This window comes from Micromonospora sp. NBRC 110038 (assembly GCF_020884815.1).
In the GTDB taxonomy this organism is placed as follows: domain Bacteria; phylum Actinomycetota; class Actinomycetes; order Mycobacteriales; family Micromonosporaceae; genus Micromonospora; species Micromonospora haikouensis.
In genome coordinates, this window is the sequence record NZ_BBOL01000001.1 from 15,520 (window position 1) to 30,457 (window position 14,938).

The window sequence follows — 14,938 nt, forward strand, 5'->3', positions numbered from 1 at the left end:
TTTCCGGGCGGACCGCCGCGGTCGGGTGACCGACCGCGGCGGGTGCCCGCCCACTCCCCGTCGACCCGACCCGAAAGGCCGCACCATGTCCCAGCGCCGCACCGCCGCCCCGGGCCGCACCGTCTCCCCGGGCCCGCACCACGACGGCTCCGCCGCCTACGTCCCCGAGCAGGAACCCGCCCTCGGGCAGACCGTCCCCGTCTTCGTCCGGGTCCCCGTCGGGGTCGACGTGCGCTCCGTGCACGTGCGCAGCACCCCCGACGGCGAGCCGCGCTTCGCCGAGGCCACCGTCGACCGCCGCACCGGCTCCGACGTCTGGTGGCGCGCCGACGTCGAGGTACGCAACCCGGTCAGCAACTACCGGTTCCTGCTCACCGACGCCCGTGGCGACTACCGCTGGCTCACCGCCGCCGGCCTCGCCGACCACGACGTGCCCGACCACGGCGACTTCAAGCTGGTCAGCCACGCCCCGCCGCCGGCCTGGGCCCGCGACGCGGTGATCTACCAGATCTTCCCCGACCGGTTCGCCCGCTCCGCCGCCGCCGACGGCCGGACCGCCCCGGACTGGGCCGTCCCCTGCGACTGGGACACCCCCGTGATCGGGCGCGGCCCGCAGACCCCCCGCCAGTTCTACGGCGGCGACCTCGACGGCATCGCCGAGCGGCTCGACCACCTCGACCGGCTCGGCGTCAACACCGTCTACCTCACCCCGATCTTCCCGGCCCGCTCCAACCACCGCTACGACGCGGCCAGCTTCGACACCGTCGACCCGCTGCTCGGCGGCGACGCCGCGCTGGCCCGGCTCGCCGACGCGGTACACGCCCGGGGCTGGCGGCTGCTCGGCGACATCACCAGCAACCACACCGGCGACGCCCACCACTGGTTCACCGCCGCCGTCTCCGACGTGACCGCCCCCGAACGGGAGCTGTACTACTTCGACGCCGTGACCGGGGACTACGAGTCGTGGAACGGGGTGAAGTCGCTGCCGAAGCTCAACTGGGGCAGCGCGGAGCTGCGCCGCCGCTTCGCCATCGCCGAGGACTCGCTGCTGCGCCGCTGGCTGCGCCCGCCATACTCGCTCGACGGGTGGCGGGTCGACGTGGCGAACATGACCGGGCGGCGCGGCGCGGACGCGTACACCCACGAGGTGGCGCGGCTGCTGCGCGAGGTGGTGGCCGAAACCAGGGCCGACGGGCTGGTGCTCGCCGAGCACGGCCACGACCACACCGGCGACCTGGACCGCGACGGCTGGCACGGCACGATGAACTACGTCGGCTTCACCGACCCCGTCTGGTCCTGGCTGCGCCACGGCGACGAGCCCGTGCCGAACTTCCTCGGCACCCCCGGCGGGGTGCGGCGGCGCGACGCGCACGCCGTGCGGGCCACCCTGGACACCTACCGGTCGCTGGTCTCCTGGCGGTCGTACGTGCACTCGTGGCAGCTGCTCGGCTCGCACGACTCGGCCCGGATCCGCACCGTGGTCGGCGACGCCGCCCGGCAGGAGGTGGCCGCCGGGCTGCTCGCCACCATGCCGGGCACCCCGGTGATCTTCGCCGGGGACGAGCTGGGGCTGACCGGGGCGAACGGGGAGGGCTCGCGTACCCCGATGCCGTGGCACCGGCCGGGCAGCTGGGACGCGGGCACGCTCGCCGCGTACCGGAGGCTGATCGCGCTGCGCCGGGCCGAGCCGGCGCTGCGCCACGGCGGCCTGCGCTGGGTGCACGTCGACGCGGACACGCTGGTCTTCCTCCGCGAGACGCCCACCGGCGGCGTGCTGGTGCTGGCCCGGCGCGCGGCCGGCACCCCGGTCCGGATCGCCGGCCTGCCGGCCGCCGAGAACGCCTACGGCGGTGCCCCGGCACTGTGCCCGGACGCCGACGGCGCGGTGACCCTCCCCGCAGACGGCCCCACCTTCCAACTCTGGCGGCTGTAGTTGGCAGGAAGGGCCCCCTATCGACACTCGGCGTGAGAGGGGTTCCCTTCTCTGCCGTAGGCGTTGATAGGGGGCCTTTCCTTACTGGCGGAGGAGGGTGTGGATCCCGGCCAGATAGGTGGCGCGGTCCGGTGCGCCGGTGAGGATCTTCTGCGTGAAGTAGCCGGGGATCAGGCCGAACAGGGCGGCACCGACGGCCTCCGGGTCGGCGTCGGGGGGCAACTCGCCCGTTTCCCGGGCGCGCGCGGCGAGCGCCGCGAAGTGTCCGCGCAGCCGGTCGTACGTGGCCCGGACGAACTCGGCGAGGGCCGGGTCGCGCTGCGCCTCGCTCCACACCTGCAGGGCCAGGGGGAGGATGCCGTCGGGGCCGGCCTGCCCGTCGACGTAGGTCAGGGCGCGGTCGAGGGCCTCGACCAGCGGCAGCGGCGGATCGGTGGCGGTGAGCCCGGCGAAGACCTGGTCCGCGCCGCCGACCACCGACTGGGCGATCGCCGTGATCAGGTCGTTCTTGCTGGGGAAGTAGCGGTAGACCGCGCCGACCGACAGTCCGGCCTCGGCGATCACGTCCTGCATGGACGTGCGGTGGAAGCCGTCGCGCAGGAAGCAGCGGCGGGCGGCGTCGAGGATCTGCTGGCGGCGGGCGGCGAGGTGTTCGTCGGAGACGCGTGGCACGCCTCTCAGCGTAAAACGAACGCTCGTTCTTGACGTGGCGGCCGCGTCGGGCGCACCCTCGTCTTTAAGAGAACGAACGTTCGTTTTAAGGAGTGGAGATGGCCCGACTCCGGTCGCCGCTGCTGCTCGCCCTCGGCCTCGCCGCGCTCGCGGTGGTGGTGCAGGCGCTGCTCGTACCCCTGTTCGCCGCCCCGGCGACGCACCTCGCGCCGCGCGATCTGCCGGTCGCCGTCGCGGGCCCCGCGCCGGCCGCCGCCGACCTCGCCGGCCGGCTCGCCGCCGCGGGCCCCGGCGCGTTCGCGGTGACCACGCTGCCCGACGCCGCGGCGGCCGACCGGGCGCTGCGCAACCGCGAGGTGTACGCCGCCTGGGTCCTCGGCCCCTCCGGCGTCTCCCTGCACACCGCCCCCGCCGCCAGCCCCACCGTCGCCGCCCTGCTCGCCGAGGCGTCCGCGCGGCTCGGCGACGGCCGGCCCGTGCCGGTGACCGAGGTCGTGCCCGCCGACCCGGACGATCCCCGGGGCGCCGGGTTCGCCGCCGGGTTCCTGCCGCTCGCGCTGAGCGGCATGCTCGCCGGCGCCCTGCTGGTCCTGCTGGTCCCCGGCCGGGCCGCGCGGCTCGCCGGCCTGCTCGGGTACGCGGCGCTGGCCGGCCTCGCCGGCGTGGCGGTGCTGCACGGCTGGCTCGGGATCCTCGGCGGCGACCCGCTGGCCGAGGCGGGCGCGATCGGCCTGTTGGCGCTGGCTGTGGCCGGGGCGGTGACGGGCCTCGGCGCCCTGCTCGGTCGCCCCGGCGTCGGGCTCGGCGCGCTGCTGGTCTTCCTGGTCGGCAACCCCCTCTCGGCGGTCGCCGCCGCCCCGGAGCTGCTGCCGCAGCCGTGGGGGACGGTCGGGCAGTGGCTGCCGCTGGGCGCGGGCGGCACGCTGCTGCGCTCGGTCGCCTTCTTCGGCGGGGCCGGCTCCGGCCGGTCGCTCGCGGTGCTCGCCGGCTACGCCCTGGCCGGCCTCGCCCTGGTGCTGGCGGCCCGCCGACGTGGCGCAGCCGCGCCCGGCGCGGGCTGAGCCGTTCCCGCCAGCGGGCCCCCTACTACAAGACGTCGTTGATAGGGGAGGATGGCCGGATGGAAGCTCTTCGCCTGGTACTCCTCTACGTTCACCTGATCGGGTTCGCGCTGCTGCTCGGCGGCGCGATCGCCCAGTACGTCAGCGGTCGGCTGCGGATCAACGCGGCCATGCTCTGGGGGTCGGTCATCGGCCTGCTGACCGGAATCGGGCTGTCCGCCCCGTTGCGCGACGGCGACGAACCGGCCCCCGCCAAACTTGTTACCAAGTTGGTGCTCGCGCTGCTGATCTTTGTCATGGTCTTCTTCTCCCGTAAGCGGGAGACGGTCAACCGCGGCCACTTCCTCGCGATCGTCGGGTTGACCCTGGTCAACGCGGCGGTGGCGGTCTTCTGGCGCTAACGCCCTGGCCAGGGGAGAGGCCGTGGGAACCGGACGTTCGTGACGCCCGACCGGTCCACTACCGGCACGAGAAGTGATGTGCCCCACCCAAGGGTTACGTAGGGGTAACAGGCACTCAACAGTCGTGCACGATTGTCGGCCGGTGGGTAGGCGTGGGCGTACGCTCCCGTCCGTAACGTGGGACGCCGGCGGCCACAAAGCAGGCCGGCTCAAGGGCTGCCACCGCGCAGAGCGGTGTGCAATGGGAAGGAGACGTCTTGCGCTCTGTGCGTGGGATGCGGATCGCCTCCGCCTTCGTGGCGGGTGGGCTCGTGCTGGGCGCCGCCGCGTGTGGTGAGGCCCCCAAGGACGACAACGGCGCGGGCGACGCAGGCGCCAAGAAGTACAGCGCCTGCATGGTGACCGACGTCGGCGGCATCGACGACAAGTCGTTCAACACCTCCGCCTGGAAGGGCCTGCAGGAGGCCCAGAAGGCCAACAGCAACATCGACATCAAGTACGTCGCGTCGAAGGCCGAGGCGGACTACGAGGTCAACCTGACCCAGTACGTCAACCAGAAGTGCGACTTCATCCTGGCCGTCGGTGGCCTGATGGGCGACGCGACCTCGAAGATCGCGAAGGCGAACCCCAACCAGCAGTTCGGGATCGTCGACTCGAAGCTGCCGGAGACGAACGTCTACCCGATGCAGTTCGACACCGCCCAGGCCGCGTTCCAGGCCGGCTACCTGGCCGCCGGGATGACCAAGTCCGGCAAGGTCGGCACCTACGGCGGCCTGCCGATCCCGCCCGTGACGATCTTCATGGACGGGTTCGCCGACGGCGTCGCGTACTACAACAAGACCAAGAGCAAGAACGTCCAGGTCCTGGGCTGGAACAAGGAGACCCAGAAGGGTTCCTTCACCAACGACTTCGTCAAGCAGGACGAGGGCAAGAAGGTCTCCGACACCCTGGTCGCCCAGGGCGCGGACATCATCATGCCGGTCGCCGGCGGCGCGGGCCTCGGCACCACCGCGGCGGCGCAGGCCTCCGGCGGCAAGTACTCGGCCATCTGGGTCGACGCCGACGGCTGCGAGAGCACCCCGAACTGCCCGGCGCTGCTGACCACCGTGGTCAAGAACATCGCCGACGCCGTCAAGGAGGCCGTGGTCAAGGCCGCCGGCGGGGAGAAGCTCCAGGCCAGCCCCGGCTTCGTGGGCACGCTCGCCAACAACGGTGTGTCGATCGCCCCGTACCACGAGTTCGACAGCAAGGTCCCGGCGGACCTGAAGGCCGAGGTCGAGAAGATCAAGGCCGACATCGCCGCCGGCACCATCACGGTCACCTCGAAGGCCCAGCCGGCCAAGTGACCGCCCCGCCACCCCGCCGCGCTCCCGGCGGCGGGGCCGGCGGGACCCCAGGCACGACGACCGGCCGCCTCGACGCACGCGGGCACACCACCCACGTGGTCGGGGCGGCCGGTCCGCACCACCCGACGCCCGGGCGGACCCGGTGACCGGCGGCTCGGCAGCGGCTACGCTGCACCATCGCTCGCACTCCAGGAGGTTGCGCTGAGACTCGAACTGCGCGGCATCACCAAGCGGTTCGGTGATCTGGTCGCCAACGACCACATCGACCTGACGGTGGAGCCTGGAGAGATCCACGCCCTGCTCGGCGAGAACGGCGCCGGCAAGTCGACCCTGATGAACGTCCTCTACGGGCTCTACCAGCCCGACGAGGGCGAGATCCTGGTCGACGGCACGCCGCTGAAGCTGAAGGGCCCGTCCGACGCCATCGCGGCCGGGATCGGCATGGTGCACCAGCACTTCATGCTGGTGCCGGTCTTCACCGTGGCCGAGAACGTCATGCTCGGGGCCGAGCAGGTCAAGGGCGGCATCGCCGGGTTCCTCGACCGGCGGCGGGCCCGGCGCGAGGTCGCCGAGGTCTCGCAGCGCTACAACCTGCGCGTCGACCCGGACGCGGTGATCGAGGACCTGCCGGTCGGCATCCAGCAGCGGGTGGAGATCGTCAAGGCCCTCACCCGGGACGTCGACCTGCTCATCCTCGACGAGCCGACCGCCGTGCTCACCCCGCAGGAGACCGAGGAACTGCTCACGGTCATGCGGTCGCTCAAGGCCGCCGGCAAGTCGATCGTCTTCATCACCCACAAGCTCGGCGAGGTCAAGGCCATCGCCGACCGGATCACCGTGATCCGGCGCGGCAAGACCGTCGGCACCGCCTCGCCGACCGCCAGCCGCGACGAGCTGGCCGCCCTGATGGTGGGCCGCAGCGTCCGGCTGACCGTGGACAAGCAGCCCGCCACCCCCGGCAAGCCGATCCTGGAGGTCGCCGGCCTGGTCGTCGACGACGACCGGCAGATCCGCGCCGTCGACGGGGTCGACCTGACCGTGCACGCGGGCGAGGTGCTCGGCGTGGCCGGCGTGCAGGGCAACGGGCAGACCGAGCTGATCGAGGCGATCATGGGGCTGCGGCCCGTCCTCGCCGGCACGGTCACCCTCGACGGTGAGCAGGTGCACGGCTGGTCGACGAAGAAGGTGCTGCGCGCCGGGGTGGGCTACGTCCCCGAGGACCGCAGCGTCGACGGCCTCGTCAAGGAGTTCAGCGTCGCCGAGAACCTGGTGCTGGACATCTACGACCGGCCGCCCTTCGGCCGGGGCCTGTCCCTGCAACCCGACGCCATCGCGTCCTCGGCGCGGGAACGGATCGAGCAGTTCGACGTCCGTACCCCCTCGGCGGACGCGCCGGTCGGCACCCTCTCCGGCGGCAACCAGCAGAAGGTGATCGTGGCGCGGGAGCTGTCCCGGCCGCTGAAGCTCTTCATCGCCGCCCAGCCGACCCGCGGCGTCGACGTCGGCTCCATCGAGTTCATCCACTCCCGGGTCATCCGGGAACGGGACGTGGGCACCGCCGTCCTGGTCGTCTCCAGCGAACTGGACGAGGTGATCGGCCTGGCCGACCGGATCGCGGTCATGTACCGCGGCCGGGTCATCGGCATCGTCGGCCCGGACACCCCCCGCGAGGAGATCGGCCTGCTGATGGCCGGCATCACCCCCGACGCGGCGACCCCGGCCCCCGGGGCGCAGCAGCGGGACCCTGACGCGGCGACCCCGGCCCCCGACGGCCCCGGTAGCGAGGACGAGGCATGAGCAACCCCAACCCGGCGTCGGGCTCGCCCGACAAGGAACCGGCGACCGAGGCGCAGGCCGCGCAGGTGGCGGCCGGCGGCGTCGACCGCGTCGCGACGACCACCGCGCCGAAGCGGCCGGCGCAGGAGCCCCGCCCGTCCCTGGGCCGGCTGTTCCTGGACAACCTGTGGGCGGCCAACACGGTGACCGTCACGGTGCTCGCGGTGCTGCTGGCGATGCTCGTCGGCGCCGTGCTGATCATCGTCTCGGACCCGGACGTGCTGGCCACCTACGGCTACATCACCGCCCGACCGTCCGACGCGCTGAACTCCAGCTGGACAGTGGTCAGCGAGGCGTACGCGAACCTGTTCAAGGGCGCGATCTTCGACCCGGAGGCGTCCGGCTTCACCGCCGCGCTCAGCCCCATCTCGGAGACGCTGACCTACACGGCCCCGCTGGTGTTCACCGGCCTGTCGGTGGCGCTCGCCTTCCGCGGCGGCCTGTTCAACATCGGCGCGCAGGGCCAGGCCACCATCGGCGTCATCCTCGCCGCGCTGGCCGGCTTCCTGCTGCCGCTGCCCCCGGTGCTGCACCTGCTCGTCGCCGTGCTCGCCGGCGCGGCCGGCGGCGCGCTCTGGGGGTTCATCCCGGGCATCCTCAAGGCGCGCACCGGCGCCCACGAGGTGATCAACACGATCATGCTCAACTACGTCGCGCTGTACTTCCTCTCCTGGATCATCGTCCAGAGCGGCGTGCAGAACCCGAACCGGGCCGACGCCATCAGCCGGCCCGTCGACTCCTCCGCCCAGTTCCCCCGGCTGCTCGGCGACAACCTGCGGGTGCACGCCGGCATCCTGCTCGCCGTCCTGGCCACCTGGTTCGTCGCCTGGCTGCTCAACCGCTCCACGTTCGGCTTCGAGCTGCGCGCCGTGGGGGCCAACCCGGACGCCGCACGCACCGCCGGCATCAGCGTCCCCCGCACGTACGTGCTGATGATGGCCATCGCCGGCCTGCTCGCCGGCCTCGGCGGCAGCCAGATGGTGCTCGGCTCCACGGCCAACGCGCTCACCCCGCTGGTGATCGCGCAGATCGGGTTCGACGGCATCCTCGTGGCCCTGCTGGGCCGGGTGAAGCCGTGGGGGGTGCTGCTGGCCGCGCTGCTGTTCGGCGCGCTCCAGGCCGGCGGCAACCGGATGCAGGGGTACGCGGGCATCTCCCTGGAGCTGGTCACCGTGCTCCAGGCGCTGATCGTCATCTTCATCGCCGCGCCGGCCCTGGTGAAGGCGATCTTCCAGCTCCGGGCCGCCCGCGCCGCCCGGTTGCAGACGAGCCTGGCGAAGGGCTGGTAAGGCATGTCAACCATGGCTGTCCCGGACGTGGCGGTGGCCCAGGTCGACGAGGGCTTCTGGACCCGTACCCGAAAGATCGGTGCGGTGCTGCTGGCGCTCGGGGTCGTCGCGACGGTGGTCTTCGGGGCCCTCGCCACCGACCAGCAGGCCCGCTTCACCCTCAGCGAGACCGACGGCGGCGCGGCGCTGGAGATCGACGGCACGATCGGCGCGATCCTGTTCGGCGTCATCGCCGCGGCGAGCGGCGTGGCCCTGCTCGTCGGGGTGCCCAAGCGCTGGCTCACCACGCTGCTCGGGGTCGGCATCGTCGCCTTCGTGCTGTCGTTCCTGTGCTGGCAGGTCTCGGCGGCCCCCGAGGGGCGCAACTTCATGCCGATGGTCAACATGGTGCGGGGCACGTTCATCCTGGCCCTGCCGCTGATCTTCGGTGCCCTCGCCGGCGTGCTCTGCGAGCGGTCCGGCGTGGTCAACGTCGCCATCGAGGGCCAACTGCTGATGGGGGCGTTCAGCGGCGCCCTGTTCGGCAGCCTCTCCGGCAGCGTGTGGGTGGGCCTGGTCGCCGCCGCGATCGGCGGCGCGTTCATCTCGCTGCTGCTCGCCGTGTTCGCCATCCGCTACCTGGTCGACCAGGTCGTCATGGGCATCGTGCTCAACCTGCTGGCCGTCGGCGTCACCGGCTTCCTCTACGAGCGGCTGATGCAGACCGACGCGCAGAAGTACAACTCCGCGCCCCGGTTCGGCACCTGGGAGATCCCGCTGCTCTCCGACATCCCGGTGCTCGGGCCGGCGCTGTTCCGCAGCAACCTCTTCCTCTACCTCGGCCTGCTGCTGGTGCTGGTCATCCACATCGCGCTGTTCCGCACCCGGTGGGGCCTGCGGACCCGGGCCGTCGGCGAGCACCCGACCGCCGCCGACACCCTCGGCGTGAAGGTGCTGCGCGTGCGCTACCGCAACGTGCTGCTGGCCGGGGTGGTGGCCGGGATCGGCGGGGCGTCGTACACGCTCGCGCTCTACTCGTTCACCAAGAACATGATCGGTGGCAAGGGCTTCATCGCCCTCGCCGCGCTGATCTTCGGCCGGTGGAGCCCTACCGGCGCGCTGCTCGCCGCGCTCTTCTTCGGCTTCGCCGACCAGCTCGGCACGTACCTCGGCGCGATCGGCAGCGGCATCCCGAGCCAGTTCCTGGCGATGCTGCCCTACCTGGCGACCATGCTGGCCGTGGCCGGGCTCGTCGGCCGGGTCCGGGCGCCCGCCGCCGACGGCAAGCCGTACATCAAGGGCTGACGCCTGGTCGCCGACACCTGACCGTTGCCCATGCCCGGCGGCCTCCCCGCCGGGCATGGGCGTCTCCGCCCTGTGCCGTATCGATGACCCGACGGTGACGGGATGGTCAACCCTTCGCGCAGATTCCCTCGTCTGCGTGAGGTGACCATGAAACGGCCCCTGACGGCCCTGGCGGCGTTGCTCTGCGCCACCACGTTGCTGTCCGCACCGTCCACCGCGACCGCCAAGCCCCCCGGCGGGCCGCCCGAGCCCCGCCCCGCCGACAGCACGGAGAAGGCCACCGCGCCGACCCACCCCGACCGGGTGCCGGACCCCGACGCCCGCTTGGGGGCGGGGTGGCGGCGGTCCACGGACCGCGCCGTCACCACCTCCAGCGACGCGACCGGCCTGCACCTGCTCGTCGCCGACGAGGCGCAGGCCTACGCCTGGCGCACGGCGGCGACCCTCGCCGAGCCCGGCCTCGACGCCGACCAGTGGATCGGCCAGGCGTGCGTCACCGGCTCCGGCCGCCGCGCCGTGGTCGTCTACGGCCCCCGGACCTTCACCAACCGGGAGCCCCTCATGCAGCGGGGCGGCTTCGCCGCCGTCGTCGACCTGGACACCGGCGCGGTCACGAAGCTGCGGGAACGCGTCTCGCTGGCCTACCACAACCCGGGCTGCGGTGCCGGCGAGCGGGCCGTGCTCTCCCGGCTGGAGATGCCCGCCCCGACCGGCGGGGCAGCGCACACCTGGATCGGCACCGTCGACGCGGCGCACCCGACCCGGGCGATCCGCGCGGTCCGGGCCGCCGGTCAGGTCACCTCCACCGTGCCCGTCGGTGAAGAGCTGATCGGCTCCAAGGGCGCGAGCCTGGTGCGCATCGGAGCCAAGGGCAAGACCACCGCCGTGGCAACCGCTTCGGCCAGCCCGTTCCGCCTGCTCGCCGACGGCCGCGACGCGGTCGCCTTCCAGGTCGTCCATGATGGACGGACCGAGTTCAAGCGGTTCGCCGCCGGCCGGATCAGCGATCACGGATCGGCACCGAAGGGTGAGATCAAGCTCCGCGCCGGCGCGGGCGGGCGGGTCTTCGCGGTCGGCGGGCGTGCGGAGGCCCGGATGACCGAGCAGCTGCCGCCGGGGTGGTCGGCAATCGACGGCCTCCCGGACAGCGACGTGTCGACGACCGGGGCGCTCGTGGTGTCCCGGGCGACCACCGGTCGCGAGGCGGCCGGACGGCCGGCGGAACGACCGGACAGCGGTCAGGCGGACCGGGTGGACGTCTCGGCCCGGCGCACGGCCAACGGCGGCCCGCTGGCATTCACCGTGCGGCCCGAGGACAGCGGGGCGGGACGTCGGCTCTCGCCGGCCCTGGGCGGTCGGGCACCGGCGTCGCCGGGCTCCGGCTCGCGGGCGACCGCCGCCACGGCCTACCCCAACGTGTCGGACGACCCGGACCGCACCTGCGCGGTGTCCCGCAACGACCCGACCATCCAGGTCTACCAGCCGACCGTACGGCAGATGGAATGGGCGGCGGACCTGGCGGTACGCGGCATGCTGACCTTCCAGCGGCCGGCCAACTGGAACAACAACGGCATGTCGGCGTACTCGCCGCAGGGGATGTTTCCCTCCCTGCCGCTCGCCGGCGGCGGCAACGTGCCCGCACAGGTCTTCCTGGGCATCCTGGCGCAGGAGTCGAACCTCTGGCAGGCCAGCCGCCACGCCGTGGACGCCTCGGTGGGCAACCCGCTGACCAGCCTCGGCTACTACGGGCTCGACCTGGAAGACCCGAACTACGAGTTGATCGACTGGGAGCACACCGACTGCGGCTACGGCGCCGGTCAGGTCACGTCGGGCATGAAGTGGTCCGACACCGGCCAGGTGGTCGCCGGGGTGACCTGGGACGCGACGAAGCAGAAGGCGGTCGCGACGGACTACGCCGTCAACGTCGCCGCCGGCCTGCGCATCCTCCAGGACAAGTGGAACCAGACCCGTAACGCCGGCCTGATCGCCAACAACGGTGACCCGCAGTACCTGGAGAACTGGTGGTTCGCCATCTGGGCGTACAACACCGGCTTCTACCCCCAGAACCCCCAGAGCCCGTCGGCCCCGTACGGCGTCGGCTGGTCGAACAACCCCGCCAACACCGACTACCCGGCGGACCGGGCGATGTTCCTCACCGCACCGCTGGACGTCTACGACTCGTCCGGGCATCTGATCGTCGACGACGAGATCGGCTACGACAACGCGAAGCATCCCAACCACTGGTCGTACCCGGAACGGGTGATCGGCTTCGGCTACACGTCGCTGATCCGCTACAACTACGAGGAGGAGGAGTACCTCCCGACGTACCAGACGGCCTGGCCGCTCGGTGCGCCGGCGGACGGGCAGCCCGCCCGATACACGTTCTGCGAGCCGAACGTCAACAACTGCGACGAGACGCTGCCGCCGAAGGTGCCGGGCGACTACCCGACCACGAAGGCCGGCGCGTGTCAGCGCGACGACCTGAAGTGCTGGTGGCACGGACCCGTCACCTGGGCCAGTTGCGCCTCGGAGTGCGGCGTCGAGCGCCGCACGTTCACCAGCGTCGAGCCCCGGCCCTACACGGAACCGGGGGACAACATCCACCCCACGCCGGTCAACGGCGACGGAACCTGCAAGGTGGACGGCCTGCCCAGCGGTGTGCGGATCATCGACGACATCACGACGAGCGTCGCGCTCGGGGCGGAGGGCTGCACCCCGGACTTCACCAGGGGTGGTGAGTTCGACCTGAACTTCGCCACGTACACCCAGCTCGACGGCGACGTGGTGACCCCGGGCAAGGTTGACTTCCATCAGATCGGCGCCGGATTCGGCGGCCACTTCTGGTTCAGCCACACCTACAAGCAGGCGGAGGAGCCCAACTACCGGGTGACCGGCACCTGGACGATCAATCCCACGAACGCGTGGACCCGGGTGTGGGTGCACCTGCCCGACCACGGCGCGCACACCCGACAGGCGAGGTACGTCGTCCGCCGCCCGAACGGCACCACGGAGCACCGGACCATCCCCACCCAGTGGGAGGCCAACAAGTGGGTCAACCTGGGCGTCTTCGACTTCACCGGCAGCGGCACGCCGAAGGTGGAGCTGAGCAACTTCACCCTGGACGGCACCGGGGTGCAGGACATCGCCTGGGACGCCATCGCCGTCCAGCCGTTGCCGAGCAAGCCCCGGCACTTCGTGGTCGCGCTGGGCGACTCGTACTCCTCGGGCGAGGGCAGCGGCGACTACACCCGGGTGAGCGACCAGTACGGCGACGACGACGCCAACCGCAACTCGTGCCGGCGCAGCCCGAACGCCTGGTCCCAGAAGGCCACCATCCCGGGCGCGCCCGGCACCATCGGCAGCCTGGCGGCCGGCCACAACGTCACCATCGACGCGCAGTTCGTGGCGTGCAGCGGCGCCCGGGCCCACAACGTGATGAGCCCGGACCTGGTCACCGACGGGAAGTGGCAGGGCACCCGGGTCGAAGGCCAGTACGGCGAGATCAGCCAGATCGACCAGGGGTCCCTCAACGCCAACACCACGGCGGTCATGTTCTCGATCGGTGGCAACGACGCCCGGTTCACCAAGGTGGGCATGTCCTGCGCGGCCGGTGTCGACTGCAGCGCGCCGGACTACGTGATGGAGGGGGACAACAAGCCGCTGGGCGAAAAGCAGACGGAACTCATCAACGGCGTCGTCAAGGACTCCGTCCGGGAGGTGGTGCGACAGGTCCGGGTCCGGGCTCCCAACGCCAGGATCTTCGTGATGGGGTATCCACACCTGTTCGAGCCCGGTTGTCAGTACGCCGTCACCCTGCCGCCGGCCTTTCCGGTCGGCCTCTCCACGAACGAGACCGCGTTCCTCAACAGCCTCGCCGACCAGATGGCCGCCATCCTGCCCTCCGACGCCGCCAACAAGGTCCACGGGATGGATGCCCGCAGCGAGTTCGGCGGGCACGGCATCTGTTCGGCGTCGAGCGAGTACCTGAACGCCTTCGTGGTGCCTGATCTGCTGGAGGACGAGGACGGCGATCCGGTGCAGGCCGCCAGCATGGAGACGCTGCATCCCAACCGGGACGGGAACCTTGCCTACGCCCGTATCCTGAACAACTACATGAGTCTCTACGGCTACAACTGGTGACATTTCGTGGGGCCCGGCTGTTCCGCAGCCGGGCCCCACGGTCGGAAGGGCACACATGAGACTGATCGGGCGGCTCTCCTTCGCCATGGCGCTGGGGGCGCTCGGCGCAGCGGCGCTGACTTCCCTGTGGCACACCGAGGCCTTGCTCGTCGCGAGTTGCGAACCGGAGACGATCGGTTCCTGCTTCAGTTGGCGGCTGCCCACGATCTTCGTCGGGCCGCTGGTCGTGACCGCACTGGTCTGGCTCGCGCTGCGGGCGACCGGTGCCGACCGGGCGCTGCCGGCCGCCCTCCTCGGGGCGATCGCCACCGCCGGCGCCGTCGGGCTCTACGAGGCGTTCCAGCCGCGCTGGACGCCGCCGCCCGGCTGGCTCGCCGCCTGCCTCGGTGCAGCCGGCTTCGCCGTGGGCGTCCTGCTGGGGGTCGTCCGGCTGCCGATGGCCGTGCAGGCCGGGGCGGCGGCGGTGCTGTTGCTGGTGCCGACCGCCGCATTTCCCCTCCTGCACAAGGCGACGCGGCGAGCCGAGCGGGCGCAGGCGTTCGCCCAGCTCGGGGTGCCCCTGATGGTGGCCGAGGTGGACGGCTACCGGGTCACCGCCGCACTCACCGATCGCAGCGACCGCAGGCTCTCCGTGTGGATGGCCAAGGGCGAGTCCTCGCTGTCGATCGTCGTGGTGCCCCTGCCCGGCGGTTTCAGCCCGCCCGCCCACTGCGGCCCCACCATCGACGATCTCTATGGCGACCGACCCGCCGGCGGCCCGCCGGCCGTGCTGTCGTGCCGGGCGGTGGGCCCGGATCACTGGGTACGCACCGAGCGGGAGGACCAGGTTCACCTGGTCCGGAGGAACGACGCACTGGTGTACGTCGACCCCGGTGCCGACGTACCGGTCGCCGACGTGGCGACGGCGGCGGCGCACCTGACCGAGGTGACCGCGGATCGACTGGCGGAACTGGCCGTCCGCTGAACTGGGTCGCCG

Annotated in this window: 10 protein-coding genes; 9 read left to right on the plus strand and 1 reads right to left on the minus strand. The window is 72.1% G+C overall.

What is annotated here, in order from left to right:
* The first annotated feature begins 85 nt into the window (after positions 1-85).
* On the plus strand, positions 86-1,933 hold the full coding sequence (locus LPU61_RS00080; protein WP_229403725.1) for a glycoside hydrolase family 13 protein: 1,848 nt from the start codon (positions 86-88) through the stop codon (positions 1,931-1,933).
* Positions 1,934-2,014: 81 nt separating this feature from the next.
* Here LPU61_RS00080 and LPU61_RS00085 read toward each other — a convergent pair whose 3' ends face one another.
* The gene (locus LPU61_RS00085; RefSeq protein ID WP_229403726.1) at positions 2,015-2,605 is read right to left on the minus strand and encodes a TetR/AcrR family transcriptional regulator; all 591 of its coding nucleotides are present in this window, start codon (positions 2,603-2,605) and stop codon (positions 2,015-2,017) included.
* Positions 2,606-2,703: 98 nt separating this feature from the next.
* Here LPU61_RS00085 and LPU61_RS00090 point away from each other — a divergent pair, with 98 nt between their 5' ends.
* The 8 genes from LPU61_RS00090 (at position 2,704) to LPU61_RS00125 (ending at position 14,926) form a co-directional block, all read left to right on the plus strand.
* Positions 2,704-3,666, plus strand: a complete 963-nt coding sequence (locus LPU61_RS00090; RefSeq protein ID WP_229403727.1) for a hypothetical protein — start codon at positions 2,704-2,706, stop codon at positions 3,664-3,666.
* Positions 3,667-3,725: 59 nt separating this feature from the next.
* Positions 3,726-4,067, plus strand: a complete 342-nt coding sequence (locus LPU61_RS00095; protein WP_043961820.1) for a hypothetical protein — start codon at positions 3,726-3,728, stop codon at positions 4,065-4,067.
* A 275-nt stretch (positions 4,068-4,342) separates the two neighbouring features.
* Positions 4,343-5,413: a BMP family protein gene (locus tag LPU61_RS00100; RefSeq protein WP_077936076.1), complete on the plus strand. Its 1,071-nt coding sequence runs from the start codon at positions 4,343-4,345 to the stop codon at positions 5,411-5,413.
* Between the two features lie 261 nt (positions 5,414-5,674).
* Positions 5,675-7,210, plus strand: coding sequence for an ABC transporter ATP-binding protein (locus LPU61_RS00105; RefSeq protein WP_308102550.1), 1,536 nt, complete (start codon positions 5,675-5,677; stop codon positions 7,208-7,210).
* Positions 7,207-8,538 (plus strand): ABC transporter permease, encoded by a 1,332-nt coding sequence (locus tag LPU61_RS00110; protein ID WP_229403728.1) that lies wholly within the window; start codon positions 7,207-7,209, stop codon positions 8,536-8,538. Before LPU61_RS00105 ends, LPU61_RS00110 begins: the two co-directional genes overlap by 4 nt.
* 3 nt (positions 8,539-8,541) lie before the next feature.
* Positions 8,542-9,822 (plus strand): ABC transporter permease, encoded by a 1,281-nt coding sequence (locus tag LPU61_RS00115; RefSeq protein WP_229403729.1) that lies wholly within the window; start codon positions 8,542-8,544, stop codon positions 9,820-9,822.
* A 147-nt stretch (positions 9,823-9,969) separates the two neighbouring features.
* Entirely contained in the window at positions 9,970-13,962 is a 3,993-nt protein-coding gene (locus LPU61_RS00120) for an SGNH/GDSL hydrolase family protein (protein WP_229403730.1), read from the plus strand.
* 55 nt (positions 13,963-14,017) lie between these two features.
* Positions 14,018-14,926 (plus strand): hypothetical protein, encoded by a 909-nt coding sequence (locus tag LPU61_RS00125; protein ID WP_229403731.1) that lies wholly within the window; start codon positions 14,018-14,020, stop codon positions 14,924-14,926.
* The last annotated feature ends 12 nt before the right edge of the window (positions 14,927-14,938 follow it).